Origin of the sequence: Microvirga ossetica (assembly GCF_002741015.1) — a bacterium.
In the GTDB taxonomy this organism is placed as follows: Bacteria; Pseudomonadota; Alphaproteobacteria; order Rhizobiales; family Beijerinckiaceae; genus Microvirga; species Microvirga ossetica.
The window spans coordinates 1,176,183-1,188,421 of the sequence record NZ_CP016616.1 but is presented as its reverse complement, the minus strand read 5'-3'; the positions used below and the strand labels follow the sequence as shown (position 1 = coordinate 1,188,421).

Genomic DNA, 12,239 nt, shown 5'->3' with positions numbered 1-12,239 from the left:
GCAGCAAGACGATGGAGCTGGTCCACATCGCGTGCGACCGGCTCCATCGTTGCATTCGGTTCGGCGGAAGACCGATTAGCCCAGCATGGCTTCCTTGCGCAGGATCGCGGGAAGCTCGGATGTCTTCGGACGGCTCCGCTGCAGCTTCGCGGCCTGGACCGCTGCGGGGAGGGCGACGGCCTTGAAGGCGGGAATCGTCCGGGCCGTGCTCTGCTGGCTCGGGCGGATGTCGCGATCTGAAGCGTTCTGGGTCATGGATCCTCTCTGGAGAATGGCAGGCTGTCTCGCCAACCTGCCGGCATAATCCGCAGGGCTGTGTCCGCTTTGCGGCCGACCCGTGATCATGTGCTGGCTTGGCTGCAGATGACCTATCCAAGGTGAATCGATGCTTAACGAGGCCGTATCCCGTCGGCGGCAACAGTGCCGGTCCGGCGCACGGCAATGGACTCGGAGCGCGGACGCAGGGCGAGGATCGACACCAGGATCAGCGCTCCGATCATGCCCCCATGCTCGCCGGCCGTGTGAAGCGCCATGATCGCGCGCTCGCCTTCGAGCCGCCAGAAGGCGTGAACGATCAGGATGGTCAGGAATGTGAACACGCCCAGGGCTCCGGCTCCGAGCCAAGTCCAGCGCTTGGCGATGATGAGGGCCGAGCCCGTCAGCTGAACGATGATCGTGAGGGTGTTGAAGAGCCAGGCCGGCTCCGGGCCGAACTGGCGCATCTCGGCCACGCCGCCCGGAAAATCGAGGAGCTTGATGAGCCCGCTCGCCCAGAACGGAAAGGCGAGCAGAACCCGGGCGGCAACTTCCGTCCCCCGGTTTGAGAGCAAGGCGTCGATCCAGCGTGGCGTCATCATGGCTTCCCCTGATCGTCAGGACGGACCGGTCCATGACGTTGCGATAGCGCTGATAGGGCCAAGCTTCGCTACAGGCTGTGCGAACCCGCACGCCGGGCAAAAGCCTCGCCGTCCCGCAGCCCCATCTCGTAGGCCCTGCGGATGCCGGCCGGATTGGTGATGTCGAACTGCCCGATGGGGACCGGTTCGGAGGGCTGGATGTAGGTGCGGCCCTTCACCGCCGGGAAGGCGCGGTAGAGGCGCGAGAGGATGACCAGGGTCTTGCCGCCCTGCTCCTCGACCGGGAGCAGGGGCTCCGCCGGCACGTTGTCGACGAGGCCCCCGTCGAGAGCAACCATGCCGCCGATGCGGCCGATGGGCATGAAGGGCGGAACGCTGGCGCTCGCCATCAGCGCCGCCGAGACTTCGGCCGGGGAGGACAGTTCCTGCACGCGCACGAATTCCGGGCGAAAACCCAGCGCCCGTCCGCCGCGGGGATGCACGGGGGCGTGCCACTTCTTTTCGATCTGATAGGTCGCGATGCCCAGGGGAACGGCAATCGACAGCGGCAGCCGGCGCGGCTTGCGGGCCAGGCCGATCAGCACGTTCGGACCCTGCTTCAGGCGCTCCAGGGCGTCCTCGTCGATGATGGCCTCGATCAGGCTGCGATACATGAGCGAGACCGGCCAGGGCGACCCCTCGCTGCGCCAGGCCCGCCACTCGAAATTGCGGCGCCCGAGGCTGCAGCCCTCCGCCACCATCTCGTTGACGCGGCGTCCAAGGCCGAGAAGGCTGTAGCAGGCGGACCAGGCGCCGGCGCTGACCCCGACGACCATGTCCGGCTTCAGGCCGAGCAGGGGAGCAGCCGCTTCCCAAAAGCCTCCCTGCCAGTAGCAGCGGTTGCCGCCGCCCGCGAATGCCACGGCATCGAACATCGCGGCTGCTACCGGGAATTGGCGGCGGTGCGTTCCTCTTCGGCACGCGCCCGGTCCCGCCAGGCGAGGACGATGCGCTCGAGATCGGCGAGATCCTGGGCAGGGAGCGTCCCGAGCGTCCGCATGACATAGGCGCGCTGGGCGGCAATGCCCCGGTTCGCGAGATCGCGCCCCTTGGAGGTCAGATACAGGGCGTTGGAGCGCCGGTCGCCGGGGATCGCGCGGCGTTCCACCAAGCCCGCTTCGACCATGCGGTCGAGGAGCCCCGAGACATTGCCCTTCGTCACGTAGAGCCGTTCTGCCAGCTCCTGCTGGCTCATGCCCTCGCGCTCGGTAAGGGTGGAGAGCAGGTCGAACTGGGGGATCGAGAGGCCGAGAGCCTTCAGCTCCGTGGACACCGCATTCGTCGCCCGTCGGTTCAGGCGGATGAAGCGGAACCAGATCCGCAACGGATCGGCAGTCTCGACCGGGGCAGGGGCGGGTGACGACGGCAAAGGCGTAAGCTCCAACACGAGCTAATAGTTTACATTGAAACCATTCCTTGCGTCACCCCTATCGACAGGTGCCGGGCACATTTACCACGAGATTGCTATATCCCTGGCAAGTGCGGGCAAACCCCTTGAACGATATGTTCTAGTGTTAGGTCTCCATGGTAAGCAGGAGCGTTCGCCTTGAAAGCTCCTCCATGACCGCCACACTCCCAATCGATGGATCATTCCCCGCCTCGCAAAACTCGCCCATGTCCTTCTCAGGGCGGGGCGGTGAATTTCTGAAGCTCCTGATCGCCGGCAGCGTTTTCCAGATTCCCACCTTCGGCTTCTATCGCTTCTGGCTCATCACCAAGGTGCGCCGGCATCTGTGGGCGAACACGCAGGTCGACGGGGAGGCGTTCGAATATACCGGCACCGCCAAGGAATTGCTCATCGGCTTCCTCATCGCTCTGGCGGTCCTGGTGCCCCTCTACATCGCGTATGCGATACTCGGCATCATCCTCGAGGAAAAATACGCCTTTGCCAGCGTGCCGCTCGTCGCGATCATGTATGTGCTGGCCCATTTCGGCACCTATCGCGCCCGCAAATACCGTGCCAGCCGGACGATCTTCCGCGGCGTGCGGTTCTGGATGAAGGGCTCCGGCTGGGCCTATGCCTTTCGCGCGATCCTGTGGGATCTTGCGACTCTTCTCAGCCTCGGCCTCGCGCTGCCATGGGCCATGGCCTCTCTCGAACGATATCGGATGCGTCACACGTATTTCGGAAGCATCCAGGGAGACTTTGCCGGCACCGGCTGGTCACTCTTCAAACGCGGCTGGTGGATCTGGGCGCTTGGCCTCGTTCTCTTGATCTGCTCGCTGCTGCTTGCTGTCGTGCTTGCAAAATCATCCGGAGCCAGTCGGGAAGCCAGGTTGCAGCTCAGCATCGTCCTGATGATCCTGAGCGTTGTCGCGCTCCTTCCGCTCGCCATGGCGGTTTTCACCCGCTGGCACATCGACGGGTTGCGATTCGGCGATGTTTCCGCCACGAGCACGTTTCGCGCCGGGACTTACTATGCCCTGTTCTTCAAGCTCATCTTCTCGTCCCTCGGCTTCCTCATTGCATTCAGCGTTGTCGTAGGCTTGATCGCCTTTCTCTTTGCGTTCCTGTTCAGGGGGGCGCTCGCAAAATTGGAGACCTTGTCCTTGGCTTCAATCAGCGTCGGCCTTCTGACGGTGATCGGCTATCTGATTGCCTTGCTTGGTATCGGCGTGCTGAATCGCTATTTCCTGGGACGCGGCCTGTGGGCAGCCATCGTCACCTCGACGACGATCGCCAATCTGCAATCCGTGGACGCCGTCGTGGCCGCAGGTCAGCCGGCCGGCGTACTGGGAGAGGGGCTGGCCGACGCGCTCGACTTCAATGTCGGCATATGAGGTCGAACATGACGGGTGCAGTGTTCTATGACGGCGAACGCGCCCGTCGCAGAACGGTTTCCGTGACCATCGGTACCTCTGCCCTCGACATTCACGAGGGCTCGGACTGGGTCGCTTCATGGCCTTTCGGAGAAATCAGGCGGCGGGATGCTCCCGAGGGCATTCTGCGGCTGACGCGCGAGGGCGCTTCGTCCCTGGCGCGGCTCGACGTTGCGGATGAGGAGATGCAGGCCATCATTCGCCGGAACTGCCGCCAGCTCGGTGAATCCCTCCAGCGGGAGCGGACGGGGCGCATCCTGTTCTGGTCGGCAGCGGCTGCTTGTTCCATCCTCCTCTGCGTGTTCTTCCTGCTGCCCATTCTGGCCGAGCGCCTCACGCCGCTCATCCCGCATTCCTACGAGCGCCGTCTCGGCACGGCAGTCGACAATCAGGTCCGAACGATCTTCAGCGGCAGGATCTGCGAGGAGCCGCGCGGCCTTGCGGCGCTCAGGGGATTGACCGGGCGCCTTCAGAGCGAGCACGGCCCGGCCGAAGTGGACGTCGCCGTGCTCGATTCCAGGATTCCGAATGCCATCGCGCTGCCGGGCGGGCGCATCTATCTGTTCAAGGCGCTTCTGGACAAGGCGGAATCCGTCGACGAGATCGCCGGCGTTCTTGCCCATGAGATGGGCCACGTGGCGCACAGGGACGGCCTGCGCAAGATGATCCAGGCCGGCGGCACATCCTACCTTCTGGGCCTGCTGCTGGGCGATGTGACCGGCGGCGGTGCGATCGTTATCGTCAGCCGCTATCTCGTGGACAGCGCCCATTCGCGGGAGGCGGAGACGGCGGCGGACGATTACGCGGGGCGGACCATGCTGGCGCTCGGTCGACCGGCCCATCCCATGGCGCTGCTGCTCCGGCGGATCGAAACCGGCCGTGACGAGGACGGGAACGATTTCAGGGTCCCCGCTTTTCTCTCCACCCACCCGCTCACCGACGAGCGGCTGAAAGCTTTGGAAAAACAGATCCCGTCCCGCCCCGGCGAACCGCTTCTCTCACATGAGCAGTGGCGCGCGCTCAAAGAGATTTGTAAGACGACCTGATGCGCCGTCTCATCATCGAAGAACCGGTCTCCCGACCGGCGAAATGGTCTCCCAAGCTGGCTTGGTTCGCGCTCGTCGTCACCATCCTTGTGGTGATGCTGATCCGCTTCGGCCGGATCGATTATCAATCCGGCTTCATCGCCCTCGGCGCAGGCATCGGCATCGCGCTTCTCGCGGTTTGCCTGTCCTTCATGGGATTCGTCCGCATCTGGCAGGAGGGGCGGCAGGGGCTGGGCAGCGCGATCAAGGGGCTGCTCGTTGCCGCGCTGGTGCTGGCCTATCCGGGATACATGGCTCTCAAAGCCGCGATCCTGCCGCCGATCGCCGATGTCAGCACCGACACGGACGATCCGCCTGCCTTTTCCCGCTCCCGGGCCGCGCTCCAGGCGCGCGCCGGCCATATCCCGCCGGAAGTCCCGCCGGAGGCGCGCGAGATGCAGCGGGCTTCCTACGTTCAGATCGCGCCGCTCACCTTGGATATCGGCCCGGAGGAGGCTTTCGCCATCGTGCAGAAGGCAGCCCAGAACCTCGGATGGCAGGTGATCGAGGCCACTCCGCCGGGCGGGCGTGTCGGGCTTGGGCGGCTTGAGGCCGTCGACCGCTCGCTCCTGCTCAAGATGCCGAGCGACATCACGGTCCGGGTCCGCCCGCGTGTCGACGGCGCACGCATCGACATCCGCTCGGCCTCGCGCTTCGGTGCCCACGATCTGGGGATGAATGCCGCGCATATCCGCGACTTCCTCGAGGAGGCCTCGAATCTCGCCATCGCCGTGCGCTGATCAGGCCGGCCGGTATTCGCTGTCCAGGGCGGGGAGGCCGTCGACGACTACCTGTCCCTTGGCGACGAGGTCCTCGAGATGGGCGAAGACCGAGAGTCCCGCAGCCCCGACGAGCGCTGGGTTCAAGCCCCGATAGATCGCGGCGACGATCTGCGGGATGGTTCGGTCGCCTTCCTTGAGCCGGTTGAGGATGGAGGCCTCGCGCTGGCGCCGGTGATGGATGAGGGCGCGCACGAAGCGCTGGGGCTCCTGCACGGGACCGCCATGACCGGGCCAATAGAGCGCTTCCTCGCGCCCTTTCAGCTTGTCGAGGGATGCCATGAAGGCGCTCATCGATCCGTCGGGCGGCGCAACCACGGTGGTGGACCAGGCCATCACGTGGTCGCCGGAGAACAGGGTCTTCTCCTCCGGCAGCACGAAGGCGAGATGGTTGGCCATGTGTCCGGGCGTGGCGAGCGCTTCCAGCGTCCAGCCGGGACCTTCCACGGCATCGCCCTCGTAAAGCTCCCGGTCGGGGGCGTAATCCTTGTCGGAGCTTGCCTCGAGGCTGTTGATCTCGCCGGAGAAGAGCGGCCGGGCGCTGTGATGTGGGGCGCAGCCGACGATCCTTGCCCCCGCGGCAGCCTTGATTGCCCTGGCGGCGGGCGAATGGTCCTTGTGGGTGTGGGTGATTAGGATATGCGAGACCGTCTCGCCCCGCACCGCATCGAGCAGGGCCTCGATATGGCCTGGGAGGTCGGGGCCGGGGTCGATGATGGCGACGTTGCCGGAGCCGACGATATAGCTGCAGGTACCCGTGAAAGTGATGGGGCCGGGATTGCCGGCGACGATACGGCGGACGAGAGGGCTCACGCGGATGCATTCCCCCGACCGGGCCGGAGGGCGGATGTCGAAGGTGAGGTCGTCTGGCATCCGGGAATCCTTGAGCTGCGCATGGGTCTGTCCGGTGTTTCCTAGCGCATCGGGCCGGAAAGAGGAGCCCGGTTTCCTGCATGGGTGACGCGTTCATCCTTTGGACGAAGGGTGTCCACAGTTCTCGGAAATGGCTCCGCTCGCGACTTGAGGCGGACGCGCGACCTCCCTATAAGGCTTCGTGAGCCGCCTTGCGGAAGGCGGAATGATCTGGAGATCCCATTGATGTCGACCGGCGCCTCTTCGCTGTCCACTTCGTCGACCCTCGTCGGCTTCCTCTGGCCGTCCCGGGACGATGCCCGTTTCGCCGCGCTTCGCGCTATCGTGCTGATGGCCGTCGGAACGGCGCTACTCACCGTTTCCGCCAAGGTTCAGGTGCCGCTGCCTTACGTTCCCATGACGCTGCAGACCCTGGTCGTGCTGCTGATCGGCGCGTCCTATGGCTGGCGCCTCGGCGGCGCGACCGTGGCCGCCTACCTCATCGAAGGCGCCATGGGCCTGCCGGTCTTCGCCGGCCCGACCGCCGGCATCGGCTATCTGATGGGGCCTACGGGCGGCTTCCTCTTCGGCTTCCTGGCCGCCGCCATTGTGATGGGCTTCATGGCTGAGCGCGGCTGGGATCGTTCGCTGTCGCGCGTGATCGTGATGATGGCCATCGGCCACGCCGTGATCTTTGCCTTCGGCCTGGCTCAGCTGTCGCTTGTCATGCCTTTCGCCAAGGCCTGGACCGTCGGCGCGGCTCCCTTCGTGGCAGCCACCCTCGTCAAGACCGCGCTTGCCGTCGCGCTGATGCAGGCAGCCTGGTCCATCACCCGCCGCGGCAGCGAAGGCTGATCGGCCTCCACAAGATGCCTTCTCGAAGCCGCCTCCGGGCGGCTTCTTTCATTTCGAGGTCATGTGCGAAGTCAGCCGGCTGAATGCACCAGGCGCAGCTTGGGCTTGGCCTTGGTGGTGCCATAGAGGAAGGTGACTTCCACCCATTCCTCATCCCCACCGTCTTCCTCGATGCGGTAGCCCATCTGCTTGGCGATGGCCTGCACCTGGCTGAGAGTGGCGCGCGCGATCCAGCGCGAGAACTCGGGGAAACCCTGATCCATCAGAACGGCGATCATGCCGATCTCGACGCCCTGATCGAAATCCTCGCTGCGGCCGGGAAAGCGCAGTCTCAAGCCGTCGTCCAGATGGATGTGTCGCATGATGGGAGCCCCCAAATCGCCCTTTCCGGGCACCTTTTCCCGCAATCTACCAAGAAGTTGGCTCGGCCGGAAGGTGGCATGGACGCGCATCCGGCGCTTCCGCTCCCGGCGGCGGAACCTGCCGGCAAACCGCTCATTAGCTCGCAGCAGGCTTGAAACGAGGAGCGCCCCATGGCCGAACGCAGGATCACCGCCTTCTTCGACACCTATGACGAAGCCGCGCGGGCGGTGCAGCGTCTGGAGGCAGCCCATATGCCGGATTTCGAGATCAGCCTCATCTCCAACAATTTCGACGATGCCCACACTCGCCACGCGACGCGATCCTTCGACGAGGAAAGCTCGTCCCATGAATTCGCCGGTGCGACCGCGGCCGCCGGATCGGTCGCCGGTGCCGGAGCGGGTCTTTTGGCTGGGCTCGGCACGGTGGCCGTTCCCGGCTTCGGGCCTATCGTAGCGGCGGGCTGGATTGTTTCCACTCTCGTCGGTGCCGGCGCCGGCGCTGCGGTCGGAGGTCTGGCGGGAGCGCTGGCGGATGCCGGCCTCAGCGACGAGGATGCGCAGAATTATACCGAGGGTGTGCGCAACGGCGGCGCGCTCGTGACCGTGAAGGTCGATGACGCGCAGATGGACAGGGTGGTGAAGATCCTCGACGACGAGGGCGAGATTGAGACGGGCGTGGAGGCAAGAGAAGAGGAGGATGCTCCGGCTCCTCCCATCGGCGCTGCCGCTTCGACCACGACGGGTCTGATAAACGATCTTATGCCGATCCCGCTCGATGATGATCCTGAGGACCACACACTCCATGTGGAACTTGAGGACGAGCGTCTGCGCCGGATGACAGGCACGAAGCCTGAATAGAGGGAATGTGAGAGGCTTCGAAGCCTCTCACATCTGCTTTTTCTGGCGATCAGACGGTGCGGCGCATCGCGCGATCCAGGCTCCACGCGCCGCCTCCGGCTACCGCAAGGAAGAGGAACACGAAGCAGTAGAGGATGGCCGCATCGCCACCGTTCAACACCGGGTAGAAGCTCCGAGGCGCATGAGCGATCCAATAGGCGGCCGCCATCAGGCCCGAGAGAACGAAGGCAACCGGACGAACGAACAATCCCGGGACCAAGAGCGCTCCGCCGACGAGTTCCAGGACACCCGCAATCCACGGCAGGCTGAAGGCGGCCGGCGCCGGATTGGGAGAGATCGGGAAGCCGAGAAGCTTCTGCGTGCCATGCGCCATGAAGATGAGCGCCGCGACGATGCGCAGGATGCTGAGAAGGCGCGGCGCCCAAACGGTCTCGAGCTGAGCTTTGTTCATTCAGAGGTCTCCGATTTGTGGGAATGGGTCGGCAACCGGCTTGGCCAGTGCATTGGTGAGCGGCCCCGGATACAGGTTCGGATCGGATCTTCCCACCCCTGACGGCGCTGACGCCGGTAACGAATTGCTTACCACGTTTGCAACACCGTTCGATCTTGTCGCGACCTCGGGCGTTTCTCCTCCGTCAACAGAACAGGAGGCTCTCATGACCATCCTCGATCCCAAGACCGGGCAACTCGTGACCATCCAACTTCCCTCCAAGCCACGCCGGAAATGACGCCGCCGTGACGGCTCGCTCGGTCGATGGCGAGCTCGTGTTTGAAACTAACATCATCCTTTTTCTCCCGACCTTTTGATCGGCGCCGCTCCTGATCTTCCCCACCAGGCGCCTAGTTATTTTTCTGCGGGCGAGGTTTTGTGACCTAACGCACGTCGCGGACCCGACATCCTTCCGAGACGCACCTGAACCGGAACCGGCGATCCGCAAAGGCATTGGCTATCAGGAATCGTTTCAAGCGAGCGCCAAAGCCAAGGTTTCGCCAGTTCGAGGACAGGCAACCGGAACTTTGACGCTCAAGTTTTTGGAAGTGATCGATCGGTGAGGAGAGTCAGATGGCTCTGACGGGACGTTTCAATCTTCGCAAGACCTTGACCGGCCGCATTGTGCTGCAGGTCGAGGAAGAAGTGACGGGGTTCTGGAGCCGGATGACGGGCAGGACGAAGCTGCATCGCCGCTGGCGTGATGCGAACGTACTGGATCTGGCAGCCCCAGAATTGCGCAGCCTCGTCGATCTCCGCTTCCGCCCGCGCTACATGCCTCAGACGAACGAGACGCCGCAGCAGGAATGGCCGAAGTCACCACAACCGCTCGAGGCCATCCCGGCACAGACCCTGCATTACGAAACCCATCCGGAAGACGGGCGCTTCTCGACCCATTGAAGAGCGCAGACGAGCCGCGGAAGCAGCCGGCGGCTGCTCGCTTTTCGGCTTGATCATTCTGTGAAGAAGAATGGTCGAAGTGGGAGGATTTGAACCTGCGACCCCCACGTCCCGGTCAGGACTTGTCCCCGTTGTCCACAGTGAAACGAGCGCGTCGGTTCCTCAGTCGCGCCCACGCTCAGGCGGCTTGGCAAGGTCGGCGCACAGCCGCTGCACCGATGCTTTAGTAGAGTTGCTGAGACGCGGGTAGAAGACGAGGAACTGCAATAGGTCGACATCCCGGAGAACGTTTCTCACAAGGGTGTCGATTTCGACCGTGAGCGCCTTTACAATGGTGGCAAGTCGGTCAGCGGTGATGATCTCTCTCCCCACTTCGTATGCGCGAACCTGCTCGACCGTCAGGCCAGTCAGATATCCTGAGCGCTCCTGACTCATGCGCAGTGCCAATCACTGGGCCTTGATTGCGGCGCCTATGGTCTCGTCGATCGAGCCGGAGGGGTTTCGTTTCATAGGATTGTTCCCTGATAGGCTTTGCGAAAATGGTCCTATGAGGGAAGCAACAAAATAGCGATTGCGAAAGATGCAAAATACTCTACCGGAGTTTTAGGCCGCCTCCGGCTGGTCCGAGCGCTGCCCCTCGGCGACGATCTCAAGCATGTCGTCGGGGAGAGGCCGTTGCAGCTTTAGGGCTTCCTCGGTCGGCGCCGTCAGCCACGTCTCGTATTCCTCGGGCGTGGTCAGGATCACCGGCATGGCCTTGGGATGGATCTGCCCGACGATCCCATTCGGCTCCGAAGTCAGGAAGGAATAGAGCAGGTGCTCGCCTTCGACCGGATCGGCCTTGGTGCCTCTGACGCCTCTCCAGGGCCGCCAGATGCCGGCGAATGCTGCCAGGGGCCGTTCCTTTGACAGGGCGAACCAGATCGGGGTCTTGCGGGGTTTGGTGTCCTTGTACTCGCTGAAGCTGGTCAGGGGTACGAGGCAGCGGTACTGCGGCTTCAACCAGGCACGCCAGAATGGGGAAGCGACGTTGCGCACGTTGGTGAGGGGCTGATTGCCGATCTTCGGCGGCGGCGGGAAGCCCCAGCGCATCTGCAGCAGCTCGCGCTCGCCATCCACGGTGCGGATCACCGGCGCCATCTGATCAGGGAAGATCCCCGGCAGGGGCGGCATGTTGCCGGCATTGTCACGGCCGACGTTGAAGGTCTGCCGGATCATCGCCTGGGTGGTGTGGACGCTGTAGAGGTTGCACACGCGGAGGCTCCGTCCTGTAAGGATTTCAGCGCCGGCTCATTCGACCTTGATGTTGGCGCCTCGGATGACCTCACCCCACTTCGTCACGTCAGCTGCATGGATCTGACGCAGAGCCTGCGGCGAGCGCTGGCTCTCCGGTGGCGGCTCGGCACCAAGCTGCAGGAACTTCTCGCGCGACGCCGGATCAGTGATGGCCTTTTGCAAAGCAGAGTTCAGCTTCTCGACAATCTCAGGTGGGGTTCCTTTGGGCGCAAACAGTGCGTTCCACACCACCATGTCGATGCCGCTCATGCCAGCTTCGCTTGCCGTAGGCACGTCGGGCAGGACAGGAGAGCGCGTCGGCGAGAGCACGGCGAGCGGCTTGACCGCCTTGGCCTGGACCTGGGACATCAAGCTCGTAACCTGGTCGCAGATATAGCCGACCTGCCCTGACACGACATCCTGCAAGGCCGGCCCAGTGCCGCGATAGGGGACGAGAGTGACGGAAGCGCCGACACGGTTGTTTAGAAGCAGGCAGGCGAGATGGGAGGTGGAGCCGACACCGGCATTGCCGTTGGTTAGCTTAGCCGGGTTTGCCTTCAGGTAGTCGGTGAATTCCGAGAGCTGGGTGGCGGGGATCGTATTGTTGGTGACGAGCATGATCGGCGCCGAGGCGGCGATGCCGATCGGCTCGAAATCGGTGAGCGGATTGAAGGCGAGCTTAGGGTAGAGCGCAGGCGAAAAGCTCATGGTGCTCATCGGCCCGACCAAGAGGGTGTGGCCATCCGGCTCCGCTTTGGCGACACGCGCAGCGCCGATCGTTCCGGCTACACCGGCGACATTCTCGATCACCACCTGCTGCCCGAGCGTGCGTGACATATGATCAGCGACGATACGGCCGACGATGTCTGTCGGTCCTCCCGCTGCGAAGGGCACAATCATGGTGATGTAACGGCTGGGGAAGCTCTGTTGCGCGAAAGCCTGGATGCTGCCGACCGTCAGCAAAGTCGCGGACGCAAGCGCAATTTTCCACTTGGACATGATTCCTCCTCGCATTCATTGGGTATTTTTTCGGGAGGGTAGCGAGAGGGCGCTATCGCGTCAAATAA

At 63.8% G+C, this 12,239-nt stretch carries 16 protein-coding genes; 6 read left to right on the top strand and 10 right to left on the bottom strand.

Annotated features, from left to right (window positions below; all coding sequences use genetic code 11):
- Positions 1–75 precede the first annotated feature (75 nt).
- From BB934_RS05570 to BB934_RS05555, 4 genes are all read right to left on the bottom strand, one after another.
- Positions 76–255, bottom strand: coding sequence for a hypothetical protein (locus tag BB934_RS05570; RefSeq protein ID WP_099508741.1), 180 nt, complete (start codon positions 253–255; stop codon positions 76–78).
- A 134-nt stretch (positions 256–389) separates the two neighbouring features.
- Positions 390–857, bottom strand: coding sequence for a DoxX family protein (locus BB934_RS05565; protein ID WP_335645606.1), 468 nt, complete (start codon positions 855–857; stop codon positions 390–392).
- A gap of 68 nt (positions 858–925) precedes the next feature.
- Complete coding sequence (locus BB934_RS05560) at positions 926–1,771, bottom strand: patatin-like phospholipase family protein (RefSeq protein WP_099508740.1); 846 nt, start codon at positions 1,769–1,771, stop codon at positions 926–928.
- 8 nt (positions 1,772–1,779) lie between these two features.
- Positions 1,780–2,265 carry a MarR family winged helix-turn-helix transcriptional regulator gene (locus tag BB934_RS05555; protein WP_099508739.1) on the bottom strand — a complete coding sequence of 162 codons (486 nt, stop codon included), beginning with the start codon at positions 2,263–2,265 and terminating at the stop codon, positions 1,780–1,782.
- A 191-nt stretch (positions 2,266–2,456) separates the two neighbouring features.
- On the opposite strand from BB934_RS05555, the gene BB934_RS05550 reads away from it, so the two are divergent.
- The 3 genes from BB934_RS05550 to BB934_RS05540 are packed head-to-tail and all read left to right on the top strand — an operon-like array spanning position 2,457 to position 5,541.
- On the top strand, positions 2,457–3,677 hold the full coding sequence (locus BB934_RS05550; RefSeq protein WP_157934052.1) for a DUF898 family protein: 1,221 nt from the start codon (positions 2,457–2,459) through the stop codon (positions 3,675–3,677).
- A gap of 8 nt (positions 3,678–3,685) precedes the next feature.
- A complete protein-coding gene (locus BB934_RS05545; protein WP_237050198.1) occupies positions 3,686–4,762 on the top strand; it encodes a M48 family metallopeptidase in 1,077 nt (358 codons plus the stop codon).
- Positions 4,762–5,541, top strand: coding sequence for a DUF1499 domain-containing protein (locus BB934_RS05540; protein ID WP_099508736.1), 780 nt, complete (start codon positions 4,762–4,764; stop codon positions 5,539–5,541). Before BB934_RS05545 ends, BB934_RS05540 begins: the two co-directional genes overlap by 1 nt.
- Here the strand turns inward: BB934_RS05540 and BB934_RS05535 are convergent, their stop codons facing one another.
- On the bottom strand, positions 5,542–6,453 hold the full coding sequence (locus tag BB934_RS05535) for an MBL fold metallo-hydrolase (RefSeq protein WP_099508735.1): 912 nt from the start codon (positions 6,451–6,453) through the stop codon (positions 5,542–5,544).
- Positions 6,454–6,678: 225 nt separating this feature from the next.
- Here BB934_RS05535 and BB934_RS05530 point away from each other — a divergent pair, with 225 nt between their 5' ends.
- Positions 6,679–7,287: a biotin transporter BioY gene (locus BB934_RS05530; RefSeq protein ID WP_099508734.1), complete on the top strand. Its 609-nt coding sequence runs from the start codon at positions 6,679–6,681 to the stop codon at positions 7,285–7,287.
- A 71-nt stretch (positions 7,288–7,358) separates the two neighbouring features.
- Here the strand turns inward: BB934_RS05530 and BB934_RS05525 are convergent, their stop codons facing one another.
- Positions 7,359–7,649: a hypothetical protein gene (locus tag BB934_RS05525; protein WP_099512642.1), complete on the bottom strand. Its 291-nt coding sequence runs from the start codon at positions 7,647–7,649 to the stop codon at positions 7,359–7,361.
- A 171-nt stretch (positions 7,650–7,820) separates the two neighbouring features.
- On the opposite strand from BB934_RS05525, the gene BB934_RS05520 reads away from it, so the two are divergent.
- Positions 7,821–8,507, top strand: coding sequence for a hypothetical protein (locus tag BB934_RS05520; RefSeq protein WP_099508733.1), 687 nt, complete (start codon positions 7,821–7,823; stop codon positions 8,505–8,507).
- Positions 8,508–8,556: 49 nt separating this feature from the next.
- On the opposite strand, the gene BB934_RS05515 is transcribed toward BB934_RS05520, so the two are convergent.
- Complete coding sequence (locus tag BB934_RS05515; RefSeq protein WP_099508732.1) at positions 8,557–8,958, bottom strand: DoxX family protein; 402 nt, start codon at positions 8,956–8,958, stop codon at positions 8,557–8,559.
- A 612-nt stretch (positions 8,959–9,570) separates the two neighbouring features.
- Here BB934_RS05515 and BB934_RS05510 point away from each other — a divergent pair.
- Complete coding sequence (locus tag BB934_RS05510) at positions 9,571–9,897, top strand: hypothetical protein (RefSeq protein ID WP_099508731.1); 327 nt, start codon at positions 9,571–9,573, stop codon at positions 9,895–9,897.
- Between the two features lie 162 nt (positions 9,898–10,059).
- On the opposite strand, the gene BB934_RS05505 is transcribed toward BB934_RS05510, so the two are convergent.
- The 3 genes from BB934_RS05505 to BB934_RS05495 form a co-directional block, all read right to left on the bottom strand.
- Positions 10,060–10,332, bottom strand: coding sequence for a helix-turn-helix domain-containing protein (locus BB934_RS05505; RefSeq protein WP_099508730.1), 273 nt, complete (start codon positions 10,330–10,332; stop codon positions 10,060–10,062).
- A gap of 168 nt (positions 10,333–10,500) precedes the next feature.
- The gene (locus BB934_RS05500) at positions 10,501–11,151 is read right to left on the bottom strand and encodes an SOS response-associated peptidase (protein ID WP_099508729.1); all 651 of its coding nucleotides are present in this window, start codon (positions 11,149–11,151) and stop codon (positions 10,501–10,503) included.
- Positions 11,152–11,187: 36 nt separating this feature from the next.
- Positions 11,188–12,171 carry a Bug family tripartite tricarboxylate transporter substrate binding protein gene (locus BB934_RS05495; RefSeq protein ID WP_210422136.1) on the bottom strand — a complete coding sequence of 328 codons (984 nt, stop codon included), beginning with the start codon at positions 12,169–12,171 and terminating at the stop codon, positions 11,188–11,190.
- Between the last annotated feature and the right edge of the window lie 68 nt (positions 12,172–12,239).

What these genes read in the sequence shown, in the direction of transcription:
- BB934_RS05570 (WP_099508741.1), bottom strand. Translation starts at nt 255, where the DNA reads ATGACCCAGAACGCTTCAGATCGCGACATCCGCCCGAGCCAGCAGAGC.
- BB934_RS05565 (WP_335645606.1), bottom strand. Translation starts at nt 857, where the DNA reads ATGATGACGCCACGCTGGATCGACGCCTTGCTCTCAAACCGGGGGACG.
- BB934_RS05560 (WP_099508740.1), bottom strand. Translation starts at nt 1,771, where the DNA reads ATGTTCGATGCCGTGGCATTCGCGGGCGGCGGCAACCGCTGCTACTGG.
- BB934_RS05550 (WP_157934052.1), top strand. Translation starts at nt 2,457, where the DNA reads ATGACCGCCACACTCCCAATCGATGGATCATTCCCCGCCTCGCAAAAC.
- BB934_RS05545 (WP_237050198.1), top strand. Translation starts at nt 3,686, where the DNA reads ATGACGGGTGCAGTGTTCTATGACGGCGAACGCGCCCGTCGCAGAACG.
- BB934_RS05540 (WP_099508736.1), top strand. Translation starts at nt 4,762, where the DNA reads ATGCGCCGTCTCATCATCGAAGAACCGGTCTCCCGACCGGCGAAATGG.
- BB934_RS05535 (WP_099508735.1), bottom strand. Translation starts at nt 6,453, where the DNA reads ATGCCAGACGACCTCACCTTCGACATCCGCCCTCCGGCCCGGTCGGGG.
- BB934_RS05530 (WP_099508734.1), top strand. Translation starts at nt 6,679, where the DNA reads ATGTCGACCGGCGCCTCTTCGCTGTCCACTTCGTCGACCCTCGTCGGC.
- BB934_RS05525 (WP_099512642.1), bottom strand. Translation starts at nt 7,649, where the DNA reads ATGCGACACATCCATCTGGACGACGGCTTGAGACTGCGCTTTCCCGGC.
- BB934_RS05520 (WP_099508733.1), top strand. Translation starts at nt 7,821, where the DNA reads ATGGCCGAACGCAGGATCACCGCCTTCTTCGACACCTATGACGAAGCC.
- BB934_RS05515 (WP_099508732.1), bottom strand. Translation starts at nt 8,958, where the DNA reads ATGAACAAAGCTCAGCTCGAGACCGTTTGGGCGCCGCGCCTTCTCAGC.
- BB934_RS05510 (WP_099508731.1), top strand. Translation starts at nt 9,571, where the DNA reads ATGGCTCTGACGGGACGTTTCAATCTTCGCAAGACCTTGACCGGCCGC.
- BB934_RS05505 (WP_099508730.1), bottom strand. Translation starts at nt 10,332, where the DNA reads ATGAGTCAGGAGCGCTCAGGATATCTGACTGGCCTGACGGTCGAGCAG.
- BB934_RS05495 (WP_210422136.1), bottom strand. Translation starts at nt 12,171, where the DNA reads ATGTCCAAGTGGAAAATTGCGCTTGCGTCCGCGACTTTGCTGACGGTC.